We start from the raw sequence: 15,460 nt of genomic DNA, 5'->3' as shown, positions 1-15,460 counted from the left end.
AATTGGCAAGCACGACAAGATATTCCAGATATCAGAAGAGAATCGGATTACTGCACACGATCTATTTGAAGTCGCAGCGAAGGTGATGTTTCATGTCAAGAAACTCGTCGGTGCTTGAAACTGCCCAGTTCAGACGAGCCCACTAATTTACGAGCGATGTACTCGAAGGGCAGGCGTGACAGTGTTCATCACAATCTTCTCAAGTATGCCGATACGTCAAACCTTTCCGAAGTCGGACAGGGTAACCGGCTTGAGTGCGGATACGCCGTATGAGGGACGCGAGATCGTGGGGTGGCCAATCGAGGTTTACAGCGGGGGGCGGTGTGTCGTTCGGGACAACACCCTGCAGGTCGAGGCCGGTACCTGACCACACCAACAAGCGGCCATCTCAAGTCACTCTTCTTGGCGTTAATGGCCAATCCTGAGACATCAGCTTACCGTCGCGATCTGCTGTACCGCTTCCTCAATGTACTGAAGATCCACATTGACGGAGAAGCGACAACCCTATTGGAGGCCGTGAACCTGTACCAGCGCGAAATGAGGCACACTGACCTGCTCCCCGCGTTTAGTACGGTGACGGTGTAGAGTCCGTTCCAGAGAGGAACGGCAATGAAAAAGCGATTCACCGAAGAACAGATCATCGGCATCTTGAAGGAAGCCGAGGCTGGCTTGAAGCCAGCGGAGCTGTGCCGCAAGTACGGCATCTCGGAAGCGACCTACTACAACTGGAAAGCGAAGTTCGGCGGGATGACGGTCTCCGAAGCGCAGCGCCTGAAGGAACTGGAGCAGGAGAACAGCAAGCTCAAGCGTCTGTTGGCCGAATCGATGCTCGACAACGCCGCGCTGAAGGACCTGCTGGCTCGAAAGTAGCAAGCCCGCAGGCCAAGCGCGAAGCGGTCCGGATATTGATGACCGAACGTGCCATGGGTGTTACCCGGGCCTGCGGGCTGGTAGGGATTTCGCGCTCGCTGTTCCACTACGAATCACGCCGCCGAGTTGATGACGAAGCGCTGACTGGCCGGATGATGGCCATCGCCGCGCAGAAACGCCGATACGGCTATCGCCGGATTCACGTGCTGTTGCAGCGGGATGGCTGCTTCGCCAACCACAAGCGCATCTGGCGCCTGTACAGCAAGGCGGGACTGAGCGTGCGCAAGCGGCGACGCAAGCGTATTGCGGCTGTCGAGCGCACGCCGCTACCGTTACCAACAGGCCCGAATCAGAGCTGGTCGATGGACTTCGTTTCTGACGGGCTGGCCTATGGTCGGCGGTTTCGATGCCTGAACGTGGTCGACGACTACACGCGCGAGTGCTTGGCCATCGAGGTCGATACTTCATTGCCGGGCCTACGCGTGCAGCAAGTGCTCGAGCGGCTCAAGGAGATGCGAGGCTTACCCGCATCCATCACGGTCGACAACGGGCCGGAGTTCGCTGGTAAGGTGCTGGATGCATGGGCCTACGAAGCCGACGTCACGCTGTCGTTCATTCGGCCTGGCAAGCCGGTGGAGAATGCCTATATCGAGAGCTTCAACGGGCGGTTCCGCGACGAATGCCTGAACGAGCACTGGTTCGTCTCAATGCGCCACGCCAAGCAGCTGATTGAGGAATGGCGTATCGAGTACAACACCGAGCGGCCTCATAGTTCGCTCGGCTATCTGACGCCTGCGCAGTTCGCCCGGGCGCACGACGCGAAGCAGCAGTTTTTAACCTCGGACTCTAACTGCAGTTCGGACTAAAACCGGGGGCAGGTCAACACTGGGCGACCTATTAATCATCCAAAGCTCATTGGGACAACACTATTGGTTAAGGGTTTGGAATACGACCATGCAGTCATCCTCGATGCCGATGCGCTTGATGCAAAAGAACTTTATGTTGCGATGACTCGAGGATCGAGATCCCTCACTATCATTGGATCAGGAAGGTACTTGCCTGCGAGATAGATCCGACCAAGAGGCTCTAACTCACCGACTCAGCAAAAGGTAATCGGTGAACTATTGACCTTGCCACAGTCTCGAGTGGACCACTCTTATCAGACACCTCCGACAGCACAGATCCTGTGCACGCCCAATATAACCTTCTGTCGAATTTCCACGCCCCAGACTCTTAGGTTTAGAAAATTCCATCCCGATACTTCTCTTTATTGATCGGGCGAAAAATCGCTCATCTCTTTCCTTACGAACTCTGGGGCGCAAAGCAGGCATTTCAAACTTGTTCGCCAATTCAGTCGAGCGTGGCAAACAATAGATTGAGGCCTTCAGACAAAAGCGGATGCGCGATAATCGAGTCACGAACCGCTCGGTAGGATAGGCCTCCAAGCATCGCCATCTGGACGGCGGTCGTCACATCGCCAGCACCTGCACCGACCATCGTAAAACCGAGGATTCGATCAGTCTCAGGGTGAATCAGCGCCTTCATGAAACCGCGCGTGTTCCCGTTCGTACGGGCCCGAGGAACCGCCGCCATGGGCAGCTTCGCGACACGTACTAAGATCCCCTCGGCCCTGGCATCGGCCTCGTTCAGGCCGACACGACCCAGTTCCGGATCAATGAAGAGTGCATACGGGATCGTACGATTAGCAGTACTGACGGAACGCCCCTCGATGCCGGCCTTCAGCACCCGATAGTCATCAAACGACGCATGAGTGAACATCGGCGTACCCGCGATCTCGCCAATTGCCCATGTGCGCGGGGCTGTCGTCGCCAGCTTTTCGTCGACCTTGATGATCCCGCGCCCATCCACCTCCACACCCGCAAGGTCGAGACCAATTGCATCAGTCTGTGGCTTGCGACCGGTAGTGACTAGCAAGTGTGACCCCTCGACGACACGGCCATCAGCAAGCTCGATGGTAACTTGCTGGCCACTTGTCCCGCGAACGTTCGCAATTCGGGATTGGAGTTCGAGCTTGATTCCGTCCGCCTCGAGCGCTTGCTGGATTTCGCGGCTGACATCCTCGTCTTCTCGCATCGCGACACGCGGCGCATCGTGGATCAGCGTGACAGCGCTCCCGAGCCGACGAAAGGCCTGCGACATTTCCAGACCGATGTAACCGCCACCAATCACTACGATATGCTCAGGAAGTTCGTCGAGGCGGAGTGCTTCGACATGGGTCAGCGGCTGCGCGTCGCGCAAGCCGGGCACGTTCGGAATCTGAGCAACCGTACCCGTATTGATGTAAACGTTCTCGCCCTCGTAGATTGCTTCGCTTCCGTCTTCTGTGCGGACGCTGATCGTACGAGGTGCAATGAAGCGACCGGTGCCGGTGATCAGATCCAGACCAGACTTTTCGAAGGCCGCACGATTGATCTTTATCATGCCGTCGACGACACCGCGCACATTTTCGGACACGTTCGCCATATCGGCCATGATCGATGCATCACCGGCCGCTTCGCGCCATCCGTGAACCTGCCGAGCGTTTTGAATCAACGTTTTGCTTGGAATGCAGGCGACATTGATGCACGACCCGCCGATCATTCCGCGCTCGATGAGTGCTACGCGCCTCCCCTGGCGCGCCATATCCATCGCGAGAGTTTTCCCCCCCTTTCCGCCACCGAGAAAGAGATATTCGTAGTGCTTTACGTCAGACATTATCAACTCCGAAAATTGCCCGTCCGATTGATCGTGTGCGACTCGAAGCAAGCACGAGCCCCCCCATCAACGAAATGACCTCATACATCGGTGTCCACGAAGAGGAACTCTCGCGCACTCACAAGTCGTGACGGTAAGTTATTTTGGATACCAGAATAAAATCACGAACTACAATTTCCTTTATCTGCATCCTTCGATACTCTATATCCAATCGCATGGTTGATATATCGTCGAAAGGAAGCAGCCAGTGTTTACGTTGGTTTCGCATCGTACATACCTAGGTATAAGCCCGCCAGCGATCGCTTCGATCCACCCCCGCAGCGCACAGGCCGGCCTCAGTCTAGTCGCTTCGATCATCGACCCATGTCTGGCGCGCAGTCGTTATTCGGCTTGTTGGGTCGTACTCGTCAGATACGTACAATCCGAGAATCGAAAAGGATGCGTCACGCTCATAACATAGCTGACGTCCTGCCGCCCATGTGATGGCACGACTCCGCGTCAAGCCCCACACATTCCACGCCTTGTACCCTTCGCTCCTGCATCCGTCGTTCCAACAGTACGGGAGTCCGACGCACAAATTGAGCCGTCAGCGATCGCCGGCGACTCGTCGACACATTCAAGTAAGCCATGCAGCACGCTGTGATTTCGACCATCAAGCCAACATTAATACACGGCAAGGATTGGAACGATGCCTGCGTTGCTGATGTGGTCGAAAGCGCCCTAAGGAAAATCGTACTAAGCAGCAAAGATCGCAAACCAATGTGCACCAAGATCCAGTAAAATCCACTAGCCTTACGATTGTTGCACGGTCTGGTTGCCGTCCTTAAGGACTCGAACGTCATGCCCTATTGTTCACCATGGCACATACTTTATTGGTGTGCTATCAGCCGACAGCGACGCTACCTTATGTATGGCCCAGCACATCCCCGCATGACAATCGCCCATCAGGCCCTCGATTCTCTGAACACGGATTCAGTCTGAGAATGTGGTGACAAGGATCACATACAGACATCCGTTCTCGATCGGATCACGAGGCACGCCGATACCGCGTTACCGAGTCTGTTGCAACAACTGACATACGACATCTTATTCGACCCTCGGGAGCACCACTTGGAATTGAACGCTACGGGAATATCCGATTCCTTGCCCGTGATTACCACGGTCGATGCAGCCAGAGCCGATCGCATTTTCAAGCGACTCGCGCTGCGAGTTCTGCCGATCTTTATGTTTGCGTATCTTGCGTCCTATATTGATCGCGTCAACGTAAGTTTCGCTAAACTTCAGCTTAGCCAGGACCTGGGATTTACCGATGCCGTTTTCGGTTTTGGTGCGGGCACATTCGCGTTGGGCTATGTACTATTTGAAGTTCCGAGCAACATGCTATTGCAGAAGGTCGGGGCAAAACGATGGCTGACACGCATTATATTGGCGTGGGCGATCGTCTCGGCTCTAACCACATTGATTGCCACACCAAAGCAGTTCTATGTCATGCGTTACCTCCTCGGAGTAACGGAGGCCGGCCTCGTTCCGGGTGTCGTATATTATATTTCTCAGTCGTTCCCGCGCTTCCACAGAGCACGAATTTTGTCCATATTCTATACGGCACTCCCAATGGCTGGCCTGATTGGATCCCCCATGAGTGGATTCATCATGGAATATCTCGATAGTCTTCTGAGCCTCGCCGGCTGGAAGTGGATGTTGATCATCGAGGCAATTCCAGCCTTCGTCGCCGCTATCATGTGCTGGAAATATCTGGAAGACGACGTCACCCAAGGAAACCACCGATCCGAATCAGATCGTAACTACCTTATTAGCGCGCTTGAAGAGGACAAGTCAATAGCCGCATCAATAAATCAGAACAATATCTTTTCAAGCAAGATTTTCTGGATTTTTGGAATTATTTATTTTCTCGATGTTTTTGGAATTTACGGCTACACACTCTGGGCGCCAACCATCATCAAATCGCTCGGTGTAGAGCGTAATTCCTTGATCGGGCTCCTCGCCGCGCTGCCCAATGCGGTTGCCGTTATCGTAATGATAATTGCCGGTCGGAAGGCCGATAGTCGCAGGGAGCGCAGGCTGCTCGTCGCCGCATTATTCCTGATGGCCGCCGCAGGTCTGACTCTCGCACTTGTCTGGCACGGCACGCTTTGGCTGAGCATTGCGGCGCTCTGTATTGCCAACGCGGGATTATTGTCCATCCCCCCAATATTCTGGGGTATGCCAACTGCCGTCCTCTCCCCCCGCAATGCCGCGAGCGGCATCGCGTGGATCAGCGCAATAGGCAATATAGGCGGCTTCTTCGGCCCCTATGTCGTGGGCTTATTGAAACAGTCCTCGGGCAGCTTCGTACCGGCGATCTATTGCATCATCGCATGCCTTCTATTCGGGCTAATTCTCACACTCTTATTACCGAAGCACTTGGTCAATCGCTAGGAAATAAGGCCCGCTCCGCAGGCGGGCTCAACTCCGAAACACCGCGCAACCGCGCTACGTTTCCACATTATCATCGCCTATGTGCATTTGAATCATGCCGCCTAGCGGCGTGAATGATCGACAAGCGATATCCGGCACGCGGCGTGTCGACTTAGTCGTCAGCGGGAGCAATACCCAGCAGTTTTGCCCCGAGCACCAACTCGGCCAGCGAGCGAACTTCCATCTTGCGCATCGCATTCCCGCGATGAATCTTGACGGTGATCTCGCTCAAATCCATTTCCGCAGCAATCTGTTTGTTCAATAACCCCCGCACGACGAAGCCCATGACTTCCCGCTCACGCGGGGTCAGCGATTCATAGCGACGTCTCACCTCCGCAACCCGTCCATCCGTCCTGCGACGAGCCTCGTGTTTCAGTAGCGCCCCCTCCACTGCGTCCAACATTTCCTGATCGCGAAACGGCTTCGAAAGAAAATCCAGCGCACCATTCTTCATCGCCTTGACCGACATGGCAACGTCACCATGCGCCGTGATAAAGATGATAGGCAACCCCATGTCGCCGGCAACGATCTGCTCCTGCAACACGAGCCCGCTCTGCCCCTTGAGCCGCACATCGAGAATAAGGCAACTGGATACGTCCGGCTTGTCGAAGGCGAGGAATTCTTGCGCCGAACTGAATAGCTCGACTCGCAGCCCAACAGACCGAAGCAACATGCCGAGCGCCGACCGCATGGAATCGTCGTCGTCGACAACATAAGCGATCGATTGCTTCACTACCTGTGGTGTCGCCTCACTCATGGACACCCCCACCGTTAATGGGCAAAACAAACCACATGGTCGCACCGTTATTCCCCCGGGATTCGGCCCAGATACGGCCACCATGCGCCTCGACAATCGATCGGCAAATCGACAGCCCCATTCCCATCCCCTCCTTTTTAGTTGTGAAAAATGGCGTGAACAACATACTCGCATCTGCTTCGCTAATGCCGTGCCCGGAATCCTCGATCGCAATGAGCGTCTTGTCGCCCTCGTATCGCTGAACTGAAACACTCAGCCTTCGCGTGCGATCCGTCACAACGGCCATCGCTTGAATTGCATTCATCAGCAGGTTGATGACGACTTGCTGAATTTGCACTCGATCGCCAGTAATCCAGAGCACCGACTGCGAAAACGACAGCGACACTTCGGCCTGGTGACTTTGCAGTTCTCGTCGCACCAGATCCACCGACTGTTCGATCACGGCAACGAGGTCGATTGACATCATATCCGGATCCCGCCGTTGCGCCATCGAGCGGATCTGATGAATGACCTGCGTCGCACGCCTCGCATCGTGAGTCATTTGCCCGAGCGCGTACTGAACCTCGGTGAAGTCGGGAGGCGAGCGCTTGATCCAACGCATGCCCGCCTCGCCCGCTGTCACGATTGCGGCAAGCGGCTGCGTGACCTCATGTGCGATCGATGCGGCAAGTTCACCAAGCATCGTCAGACGAGTCACGTGAGCAAGCTCCGCCCTAGAGCGCTCAAGAGCCTGCTCCGCGAGCCTGCGCTCTTCAATGTCCGTATTGACGCCGTACCATCGAACGATCTCGCCATTAGCGTCACGCATCGGTGCCGCGCCGATCATCATGCACCGATAGTCACCGTTGCCCAACCGCACACGCACGGTCACTTCAAAGCTACTTCCGGCGGAAATTCCTTGACGCCAAGCGGCTTCCAGCACGCCGATATCTTCGGCATGGATAATGTCGCGCCAGACGTCCTTGTCACTGGCAACCTTGACGCCGTAATCCGACCAACGACGGTTCAAATAAACGATGCGACCGTCGTTGGATGTACTCCAAACCATGCTCGGAATAGCATCGATCGTCGCGATCAACTCTTCCTTCTGCTGCCGCAATTCGGCTTCCAGGAATCTCGCTTGAGTGACATCGCTGTCAGTTGAAAGAACCGCAACGGGTTCGCCCGATTTATCTCTCGATATCGTCCAGCGACTGGAGATGATGATTCTCGCGCGGTTCTTGCAGGTTCGCGTGAACTCCCCCTGCCAGCTACCATCCTCTATGGCTCTGCTTAACAGATCGGCCGCCGGCAGTTGCGATTCCGTGGCAGTGAGTTCATGGAACGCCTTGCCCGCTGCTTCGGCTGCGCTCCAGCCGTAAAGACGCTCGGCACCGCGACTCCAAAAACTGATAAGACCGTCCAGTCCGCACACGACGACCGCATCGTGAGTAAGGTTGAGCAGATCGATCTGCTTCTGGAGGGTGAGTCGATTGCTCTGGTTGCGCAGCGCCAAAGCAGACACCGTTACGATGGCTAGCACGCTCAGCCCGCAACGCGCCAGGGAACTGATCGCCGTTTGATCGCTTTGTGCAAGCAGAAAACCCAGGACAGTCATGGAAACGCATGACCATGCCACTACAACGGTCACGGCCTGGGACGCGACCGACGCGACTAGTAGTATCACGACAACGTAAAGAACAGCCACCGCAACATCGATTGGCGTGAATGCATCGGCGATAAAGATACAAACGGCGAGGAGCGTAGCAATGAGGTAGACGACCCGCTGTCTTCTCTCCAAGACATCTTCCTCATTGTCGCTGAATTTCGCGGCCCCCATGTTCGCATCAGAGCGCGACGCAAATCCCGCACTTATGGTGCTGCTTTCGCTCCTGCGACGATCATCATCCATATGACCTTTTGCTTCAAAACGATATCCTGAGGATCAACTTCATGCACTCGGTGAGGCGATGTCGTCGAGGCGAAGTTCGATCTGAACCGGATCAACAGGTTTGCTGAAAACGCAAATCGCGCCAAGCTTCATCGCCTGCCTGTGAGTGGCTTCGGATGGAAACGATGTAATGAAAATGACAGGAGGAGCTACGCCTCTTTCAAGCAGCATCTCGTACATTTCCAACCCCGAGATACCGGGCATTTGCACGTCCGAAATGATACACGCAACGTCCGCGATTCGTTCTGCACTCAGGAACTCTTCCCCCGATTCGTAGGTTCTGACTTCCCACCCGAGCGAACGCACAAGACTGCCGGTTGCTCTACGAACTGATTGATCGTCGTCGATAATTGAAACTACTGATTGATTTGCCATAAGAGCAACGTTCCTTACCTCCATGCCTTAAGGATGGCGCAAATTCGGCGCCCAGCGTCGATGCCCCATGCGAATGGTAGTTCGCGGTCGAGATCACGGTAACTATACGTATGTATGAGCGCTACCCTCGGCGTTATCCGATGAAACGATGAGGCGGCGCAGAAGCCGCCGACGGCCGCCCGCAAGGCGGTCAGCCTCTCACGGCACACGAGATCAACACCCGTCACAATCCATCCGGCCTCAACGCTTGCCCATGTCCATCACATACGATGCACCAATGCGTCGTGGCCAACATGCCGAATGGGCAACGCACCCATATGGCTCATGCCGACAACCCTACGAAGGGGCGCATCAAATGATTCAGCCTGCGCCGATATCTGCACCCGCGAATCCTCCGCACCCTGCCGCTGAAGTTGTTCCTGGATCCAATCAAGAAACGCCCTGACGGACATGGGAACATGCTTTCGATCGCTATAGAGAACCGAGATCGGCTGCGGCGGAGGAGAGTTCTCTTCGAGGATGCTTACCAGTCGACCGGCGGAAATTTCTTCTGATACCATTCGCTCGCAAACTTGAACGACTCCGACTCCGCCGACCGCATAACGAATCGCGGATCCGGCATCGTTTACAGAGATGCGCTCGGGGAACTTCAGACGCACCTCCTCTCCTCCGACCATGTATCGAAATTCGCGCGTCGGCCCGAAGCGTCGTGGCGTGTAATGAATTATCTCGTGATCTCGCAGCCCTTCCGGATCCCGCGGTATCCCATGCCGCGCGAGATACGAAGGGCTCGCAACCGTCAGCGCGTGAAAGCTACCGACGCGCCGACTGCGGAGAGACGAATCCGCGAGTTGGCCAACCACGACAGCGCAGTCGACGCCGTTGGCAATCAAACCGTCCGGATCGCCTCCGACGTTGATGCGCAGCGCCACCTCCGGGAATGCCGCCTTGAATTCCGGGACAAAAGGCAGAATCGCATGGGCCACTTCCTGGTCGACGTCCACAGTCAGGTGGCCGCGCGCAATCTTACCCGTCCCACTGAGCTGCTCCTTCATTTCGCAAATTTCGCTCAGTATCCTCTCACAATGCTCGAAATACTGACTGCCTTCTGCCGTCAATCGAATACAGCGAGTGGAGCGCTGCATTAATGTCACGCCGAGGTGGGCTTCCAGTTGGCGAACAAGGGTGCTGGCCGATCCAGCGCTCATACCCGCAATTTCAGCCGCCGCTGTAAAGCTGCCGACGCGCGCGATGTGAGTGAAGATCGACATTGCCTGCAGGATTCGGTCCATACTTTTCTCCTGGATTCGTGAGTGAAGAAACACGAATCCAGTCTATGGAACAGCGGCCGCTCACTCCATTACCTCGCGGGAGTCAATGTCACATACGATGGTGTTAAGTCATTAATTCATTGTCGCGCGAAAACGCCACCCGGCTTCGGTCCGACATCCGTCTGCCAACGTGACGTGTATCCGCACCACGTCACAACCCATCGCGAGACGCGAGACCTTGCCCGGGCGTGGAGTTTGACAAGGTAAGACGAGCGCAATGAGTGGTGGCGCGAACAATTGCGTGCAGCGAAATCTATCGAATACCTGCGTGGACGGCCGGACGACATCCTCGCGCGCTCACGACGTCGAAAACAGCCACAGCGGGTCTTCGCTCGCGATGCCCGCGGACAGCAAGTCCAGCCCGAATTTGAGGCTGTGCGTCAGGTGCCATTTCGCCGGGCAGCGGCTCCAGGTTCCTGCAACCAAATGAACCTGTGTTGAACTGAATACCTGCCAGGCGTGCAGCCGGGTTCGCTCCCGCGGACCCGGTCTCGAATACAACGATGTCGTTTTTGAACGACATCACTGGCAAAAGCAAACGTTGTTCAATTCCGAGTCTCGATGCCGATATTCAGATTGTTGGTTACCGACGTGACACCGACGACTTGGCGCGCACTCGCTTCTGCGAGCTGAATCTGAGCTTCCTCATCGACGTGGCCGATCAGCGTCACGATGCCGTGTCGAGCAAGCACGGTAATGTCTGACGACGCAAGGTGCGGCGTAGCCGACAGAGCGCGCCGCACCTTCTTGGCCAATAGGCGATCCGCTGCGCGCTGTTCTTTCCGAGGATTTGCCGCATGCGCAGTGCCCGTCACGACAGCCGGAACGTAGCCCGTATCCGGACCTCTCTCTGCAGATGCGTTGACGCAAAATGCCAGGCAAGTGATCGCGAGAATTGAGGTAAATGTATTTTTCATGCTGGTTCCCTAGTTTCAACAATGGATAGACAAATCAGCCTTCGAGCTTCCTAGTGCTTTCTCGCTGACCACGTGAATCATAAGATTCGTTGCTCACGATTTATATACGTCCACGTCGAAAACTCAATTCGTCAACAACCAAACCAGCGTCGAGGTCGATTGCCCCAAACCATCCTCTCTCACGGATATACGATGGTATATATCACACAATTCTTTAGGATATGTTCAACAGAACATTTGCACAATAGTCAATCACAATCCGTATTGGTACCTTGCCATATCCCAACATCTTGTCAGGCATGGGAATGAAAACCACAAAGACCGTATTCCGCATATACGAAATTTGGTTACTCATTGCACTCACGCTGTTCTTCTGCGTTGAATCTCTGCTCGACGCGATCTATATGCAGAATGAGAGTGAACTCGCTCCCATGATTGTCGCGCGCGCAATCTGGCTTGCGCTGATCATCGGCGCGTTTTCCAGGTATGTAGTTGCGATCCGAATCCTTGCATTCGCATGCGGAATCAGCGCCATTACCGTTGGTTTTTCACTGCCATGCTTGGCGACGATCTCTCCCGTCCTCGCTGGCGTGCTGTGTGTTGGCGTGGTAATCAAAGCGTCCACCGGAATCTACATGCTGCATCAGATCAGTAATCCCGATTCGTTCGGTGCACAATCGCTCGACGCCCACAGAACACCACACTAACGAAGCACTGATTCGCCTAGCTTGATAGTCATCCTCGACGCAGCCGAGAGCGTTGTCGGAGATGTTTTACGGAACATGCCCACGACGACGAAACGGCAAGCCAATTTTTGCGCAAACGGAATACGTGTGACTCGGTGTCCGCGTTTCCTCGGGCGGGTGTAAAAACTCGATCCGTGGTCGAGATTGCTGACGGCAACCGAGCCGTACTACCCGAAATGGGGCTGCCGCCCGTTGATCAGCCTATAGAGAACGACTCGAATTCTACCGGCGTATAGGATGTTGCTGATGGCAACGGTCCGGCCGAACTGCTCAACGATATACGACGGGCTATTCGATATTCTCGGCCGTGATTGGGCCAACCTGCGGTCGACGTGATCACCCCACCCGGCTGCCGCGAATGGTAGAAGTCCCGCGGCCGCCATCGCCCCCCCGGAGAGTAGAAGCACTGTGCATCCCCGAATTCGCTCGCGGGCAACCGCGTGCGGACATGGCACACCGACTCGCATGAGACCGACGCCGCCTACGAAGCGGACATGCTGAATTGCGTACAGGATCTCGTCTTCCTGCAATCCATTAGCATTGCGTACGATTACTATGTCTCGTGACCGGCCCCGTCGATCTCGGTCAACGGGAATACCGATCACTTCAGGGCGCCTTACAGTGACTCAGCCATTCAGTGGTTGTTCGCCGTCTCCTTACGGAGTTTCGCCACGTCCGCCGCCTGCACGGCCGGCGCACCGTTGTTCCAGCCGGCGCGCATGAAGGTCAGCACGTCGGCGATCTGCTGGTCGTTCAGCTGGTTCGAGAACGCCGGCATCGGATACGCGGACGGCACGCCACCGATCACGAGCGTGTCGCTGCCGTTCAGCGTCACGTTGATCAGCGACGACGCATCGGCCTCGAGCACGTTCGGATTGCCGGCGAGCGGCGCGAGCAGCGGCGCATAACCGCGTCCGTCCACCCCGTGGCAATGCAGGCAGTAAGCGTTATACACCTTCGCGCCCGGATCGGCTGCCGGCCGGCCCAGCGCGACCTGCGTCGCCTTCGGATCGTAGCGGTACGGCGGCGCCCCCGTGCCGCCTGCCGCCGGCAGCGATTTCAGGTAACGGGAGATTGCCGCCAGATCGTCGTCCGTGAGTGCCTGCGTGCTGTGGTTGATCACGCTCACCATCGAACCGAACGCGGTCGCATGGCGGTTCGCGCCGGTCTTCAGGAACTGCGCGACCTCGGCCTCGTTCCAGCGGCCGAGCCCCGTGTTGGGCTCGCCGGTCAGGTTCGATGCGAACCAGTTGTCGATCGGCGCACCCGACAGGAACGCCGCGCCGCCTTCGTCGAGCGCCTTCTCCTGGAAGCCGACGCCGCGCGGCGTGTGGCACGACCCGCAGTGCCCGAGCCCCTGCACGAGGTACGCGCCGCGGTTCCACATCGCGTCCTTGGCCGGCTTGTCGGCGTAAGGCGTCGTGTCGAGGAACACCATGTTCCACAACGCGAGCGGCCAGCGCATGTTGAGCGGCCACGGGATGTCGGACGGCCGGTTCGCCTGCTTCACCGGTTCGACGCCGTGCATGAAGTACGCGTACAGCGCCTTGACGTCCTCGTCCTTCAGCTTCGCGTACGACGGATACGGCATCGCCGGATACAGGTTGTGACCGTCCTTCGCGACGCCCTTGCGCAGCGCGCCGGCGAACTCGGCTTCCGTATAGCCGCCGATGCCCGTTTCCGGATCGGGCGTGATGTTGGTCGTGTAGATCGCGCCCATCGGCGTGACCATCTTCAGGCCGCCGGCGAACGGCGTGCCGCGCGGCGCGGTGTGGCACGCGACGCAGTCGCCCGCTTTCGCGAGGTATGCGCCGCGAGCGACGAGCGCGCTGTCGGCCGGTGCCGTCTGCGCGGCCTGCGCGGCCGGGCCGGCCAGCATGGCGGACAGCGCGAGCAGCGATGCACGGAACGTATTCAGGGCGAGGTTTCGCATGATCGTCGCCTCCCCTCAAGCCGTCTTCAGCTGATCGCCGACCGGCAGCTTGCGCAGCCGCTTGCCGGTCGCCGCGAAGATCGCGTTCGACAATGCCGCGGCCGTCGCGGCCGTGCCCGGTTCGCCGATCCCGCCCGGCGCTTCGCCGCTTTTCACCAGATGCACCTCGATCGGCGGTGTCTCGTTGATCCGCAGCATCCGGTAATCGGTGAAATTGCTCTGCACGACACGGCCGTCCTCGATCGTGATCTCGCCGTACAGCGCGCCCGTGATCCCGAAGATGATGCCGCCCTGCACTTGCGCCTCGATCGTGTTCGGGTTGACGGACATGCCGCAATCGACCGCGCACACGACGCGCTTGACCTGCACCTCGCCGTTATCCACCGCGACGTCGACTACCATTGAGAAGAAAGTGCCGAATGCATACATCACAGACACGCCGCGCCCCTGCCCCTTCGGCAGCGACGGGCCCCAGCCGGCCGCCTTCGTCGCGACGTCGAGCACATTCAGCGCGCGCGGCGCCTTGCCGAGCAATGCACGGCGGTATTGCACGGGGTCGGTCTTGGTCTGCGCGGCCAGTTCGTCGATGAAGCTCTCGACGACGAACGTGCCCCGGGTCGGCCCGACGCCACGCCAGAACGCGGTCGGCACGTGGCGCGGCTCCTGGCGCACGTAGTCGACGAGCTGGTTCGGCAGGTCGTACGGCAGATCAGCCGAGACTTCGACCGCGTCAGGATCGATACCATTTCGGAACGCGGGCGGCGCGAAGCGCGCCATGAGCGACGAGCCGACGATCCGGTGCTGCCACGCGATCGGCTTGCCGTTCGCGTCGAGGCCGGCCGAAATCTTGTCGTAGTAGTACGGCCGATACATGTCGTGCTGGATGTCTTCCTCGCGCGTCCAGATCACCTTCACCGGCGCGTTGACCTGTTTTCCGACCTTCACGGCCTGGTCGATCATGTCCGTTTCGAGCCGCCGGCCGAAGCCGCCGCCGAGCAAGTGGTTGTGCACGACGATCTTGTCGGGCGACAGGCCCGTGAGTTGCTGCACGGTGTCAACCGCGCGCGTCGGCACCTGGGTGCCGACCCAGATCTCGCAGCCGTCGCCGCGCACGTGCACCGTGCAGTTCACCGGCTCCATCGTCGCGTGCGCGAGGAACGGCTGTTCGTAGACAGCGTCGACGCGCGTCTTCGCGTTTGCGAACGCGTGGCCGACATCGCCTTCCTTGCGCGCGACCGCGCCCTTGCCGCTCACCGCCGCCTGCGCGAGGTCGGCAACGATGTCCTTCGTGGACACCTTCGCGCCCGCGCCCTCGTTCCACTTCACGACGAGCGCCGATGCACCGCGCTTCGCGGCCCACGTGTGATCGCCGACCACCGCCACCGCGTTGTCGACGCGCACGACCTGGCGC

The 15,460-nt window shown here is 57.6% G+C and carries 11 protein-coding genes; 3 read left to right on the top strand and 8 right to left on the bottom strand.

Annotation, left to right across the window (positions count from 1 at the left end; all coding sequences use genetic code 11):
* The first annotated feature begins 609 nt into the window (after positions 1–609).
* Positions 610–1,736 (top strand): IS3 family transposase gene (locus JMF86_RS16520; RefSeq protein ID WP_125381629.1). Its coding sequence is split into 2 segments (ribosomal slippage): positions 610–850 and positions 850–1,736, totalling 1,128 coding nucleotides; the frame shifts between segments, so codons are not numbered across the junction.
* A gap of 484 nt (positions 1,737–2,220) precedes the next feature.
* On the opposite strand, the gene JMF86_RS16515 is transcribed toward JMF86_RS16520, so the two are convergent.
* Positions 2,221–3,585: an FAD-dependent oxidoreductase gene (locus tag JMF86_RS16515; protein ID WP_011694841.1), complete on the bottom strand. Its 1,365-nt coding sequence runs from the start codon at positions 3,583–3,585 to the stop codon at positions 2,221–2,223.
* A 1,110-nt stretch (positions 3,586–4,695) separates the two neighbouring features.
* On the opposite strand from JMF86_RS16515, the gene JMF86_RS16510 reads away from it, so the two are divergent.
* Positions 4,696–6,021: an MFS transporter gene (locus tag JMF86_RS16510; RefSeq protein ID WP_011547004.1), complete on the top strand. Its 1,326-nt coding sequence runs from the start codon at positions 4,696–4,698 to the stop codon at positions 6,019–6,021.
* A gap of 151 nt (positions 6,022–6,172) precedes the next feature.
* On the opposite strand, the gene JMF86_RS16505 is transcribed toward JMF86_RS16510, so the two are convergent.
* The 5 genes from JMF86_RS16505 to JMF86_RS16485 all read right to left on the bottom strand — a co-directional run bounded on the left by JMF86_RS16505 (position 6,173) and on the right by JMF86_RS16485 (position 11,370).
* Positions 6,173–6,817, bottom strand: a complete 645-nt coding sequence (locus JMF86_RS16505) for a response regulator transcription factor (RefSeq protein ID WP_011547003.1) — start codon at positions 6,815–6,817, stop codon at positions 6,173–6,175.
* Complete coding sequence (locus JMF86_RS16500) at positions 6,810–8,708, bottom strand: PAS domain-containing sensor histidine kinase (RefSeq protein WP_011547002.1); 1,899 nt, start codon at positions 8,706–8,708, stop codon at positions 6,810–6,812. Before JMF86_RS16500 ends, JMF86_RS16505 begins: the two co-directional genes overlap by 8 nt.
* 39 nt (positions 8,709–8,747) lie before the next feature.
* On the bottom strand, positions 8,748–9,122 hold the full coding sequence (locus JMF86_RS16495; protein ID WP_012339456.1) for a response regulator transcription factor: 375 nt from the start codon (positions 9,120–9,122) through the stop codon (positions 8,748–8,750).
* Between the two features lie 260 nt (positions 9,123–9,382).
* Positions 9,383–10,414 carry a LysR family transcriptional regulator gene (locus tag JMF86_RS16490; protein WP_012339455.1) on the bottom strand — a complete coding sequence of 344 codons (1,032 nt, stop codon included), beginning with the start codon at positions 10,412–10,414 and terminating at the stop codon, positions 9,383–9,385.
* A gap of 584 nt (positions 10,415–10,998) precedes the next feature.
* The gene (locus tag JMF86_RS16485; RefSeq protein ID WP_011546999.1) at positions 10,999–11,370 is read right to left on the bottom strand and encodes a BON domain-containing protein; all 372 of its coding nucleotides are present in this window, start codon (positions 11,368–11,370) and stop codon (positions 10,999–11,001) included.
* A 305-nt stretch (positions 11,371–11,675) separates the two neighbouring features.
* On the opposite strand from JMF86_RS16485, the gene JMF86_RS16480 reads away from it, so the two are divergent.
* On the top strand, positions 11,676–12,077 hold the full coding sequence (locus tag JMF86_RS16480) for a hypothetical protein (protein ID WP_226161389.1): 402 nt from the start codon (positions 11,676–11,678) through the stop codon (positions 12,075–12,077).
* A gap of 673 nt (positions 12,078–12,750) precedes the next feature.
* Here the strand turns inward: JMF86_RS16480 and JMF86_RS16475 are convergent.
* Positions 12,751–14,049, bottom strand: a complete 1,299-nt coding sequence (locus JMF86_RS16475) for a cytochrome c (protein ID WP_011546997.1) — start codon at positions 14,047–14,049, stop codon at positions 12,751–12,753.
* A gap of 15 nt (positions 14,050–14,064) precedes the next feature.
* Positions 14,065–15,460, bottom strand: a 1,396-nt coding sequence (locus JMF86_RS16470; protein WP_201317076.1) for a xanthine dehydrogenase family protein molybdopterin-binding subunit, incomplete at its 5' end; no start/stop codon positions are given.

Source organism: Burkholderia sp. E168m15, from assembly GCF_016586105.1.
Classification (GTDB): domain Bacteria; phylum Pseudomonadota; class Gammaproteobacteria; order Burkholderiales; family Burkholderiaceae; genus Burkholderia; species Burkholderia orbicola.
This window is presented reverse-complemented; position numbering and strand designations above follow the sequence as displayed.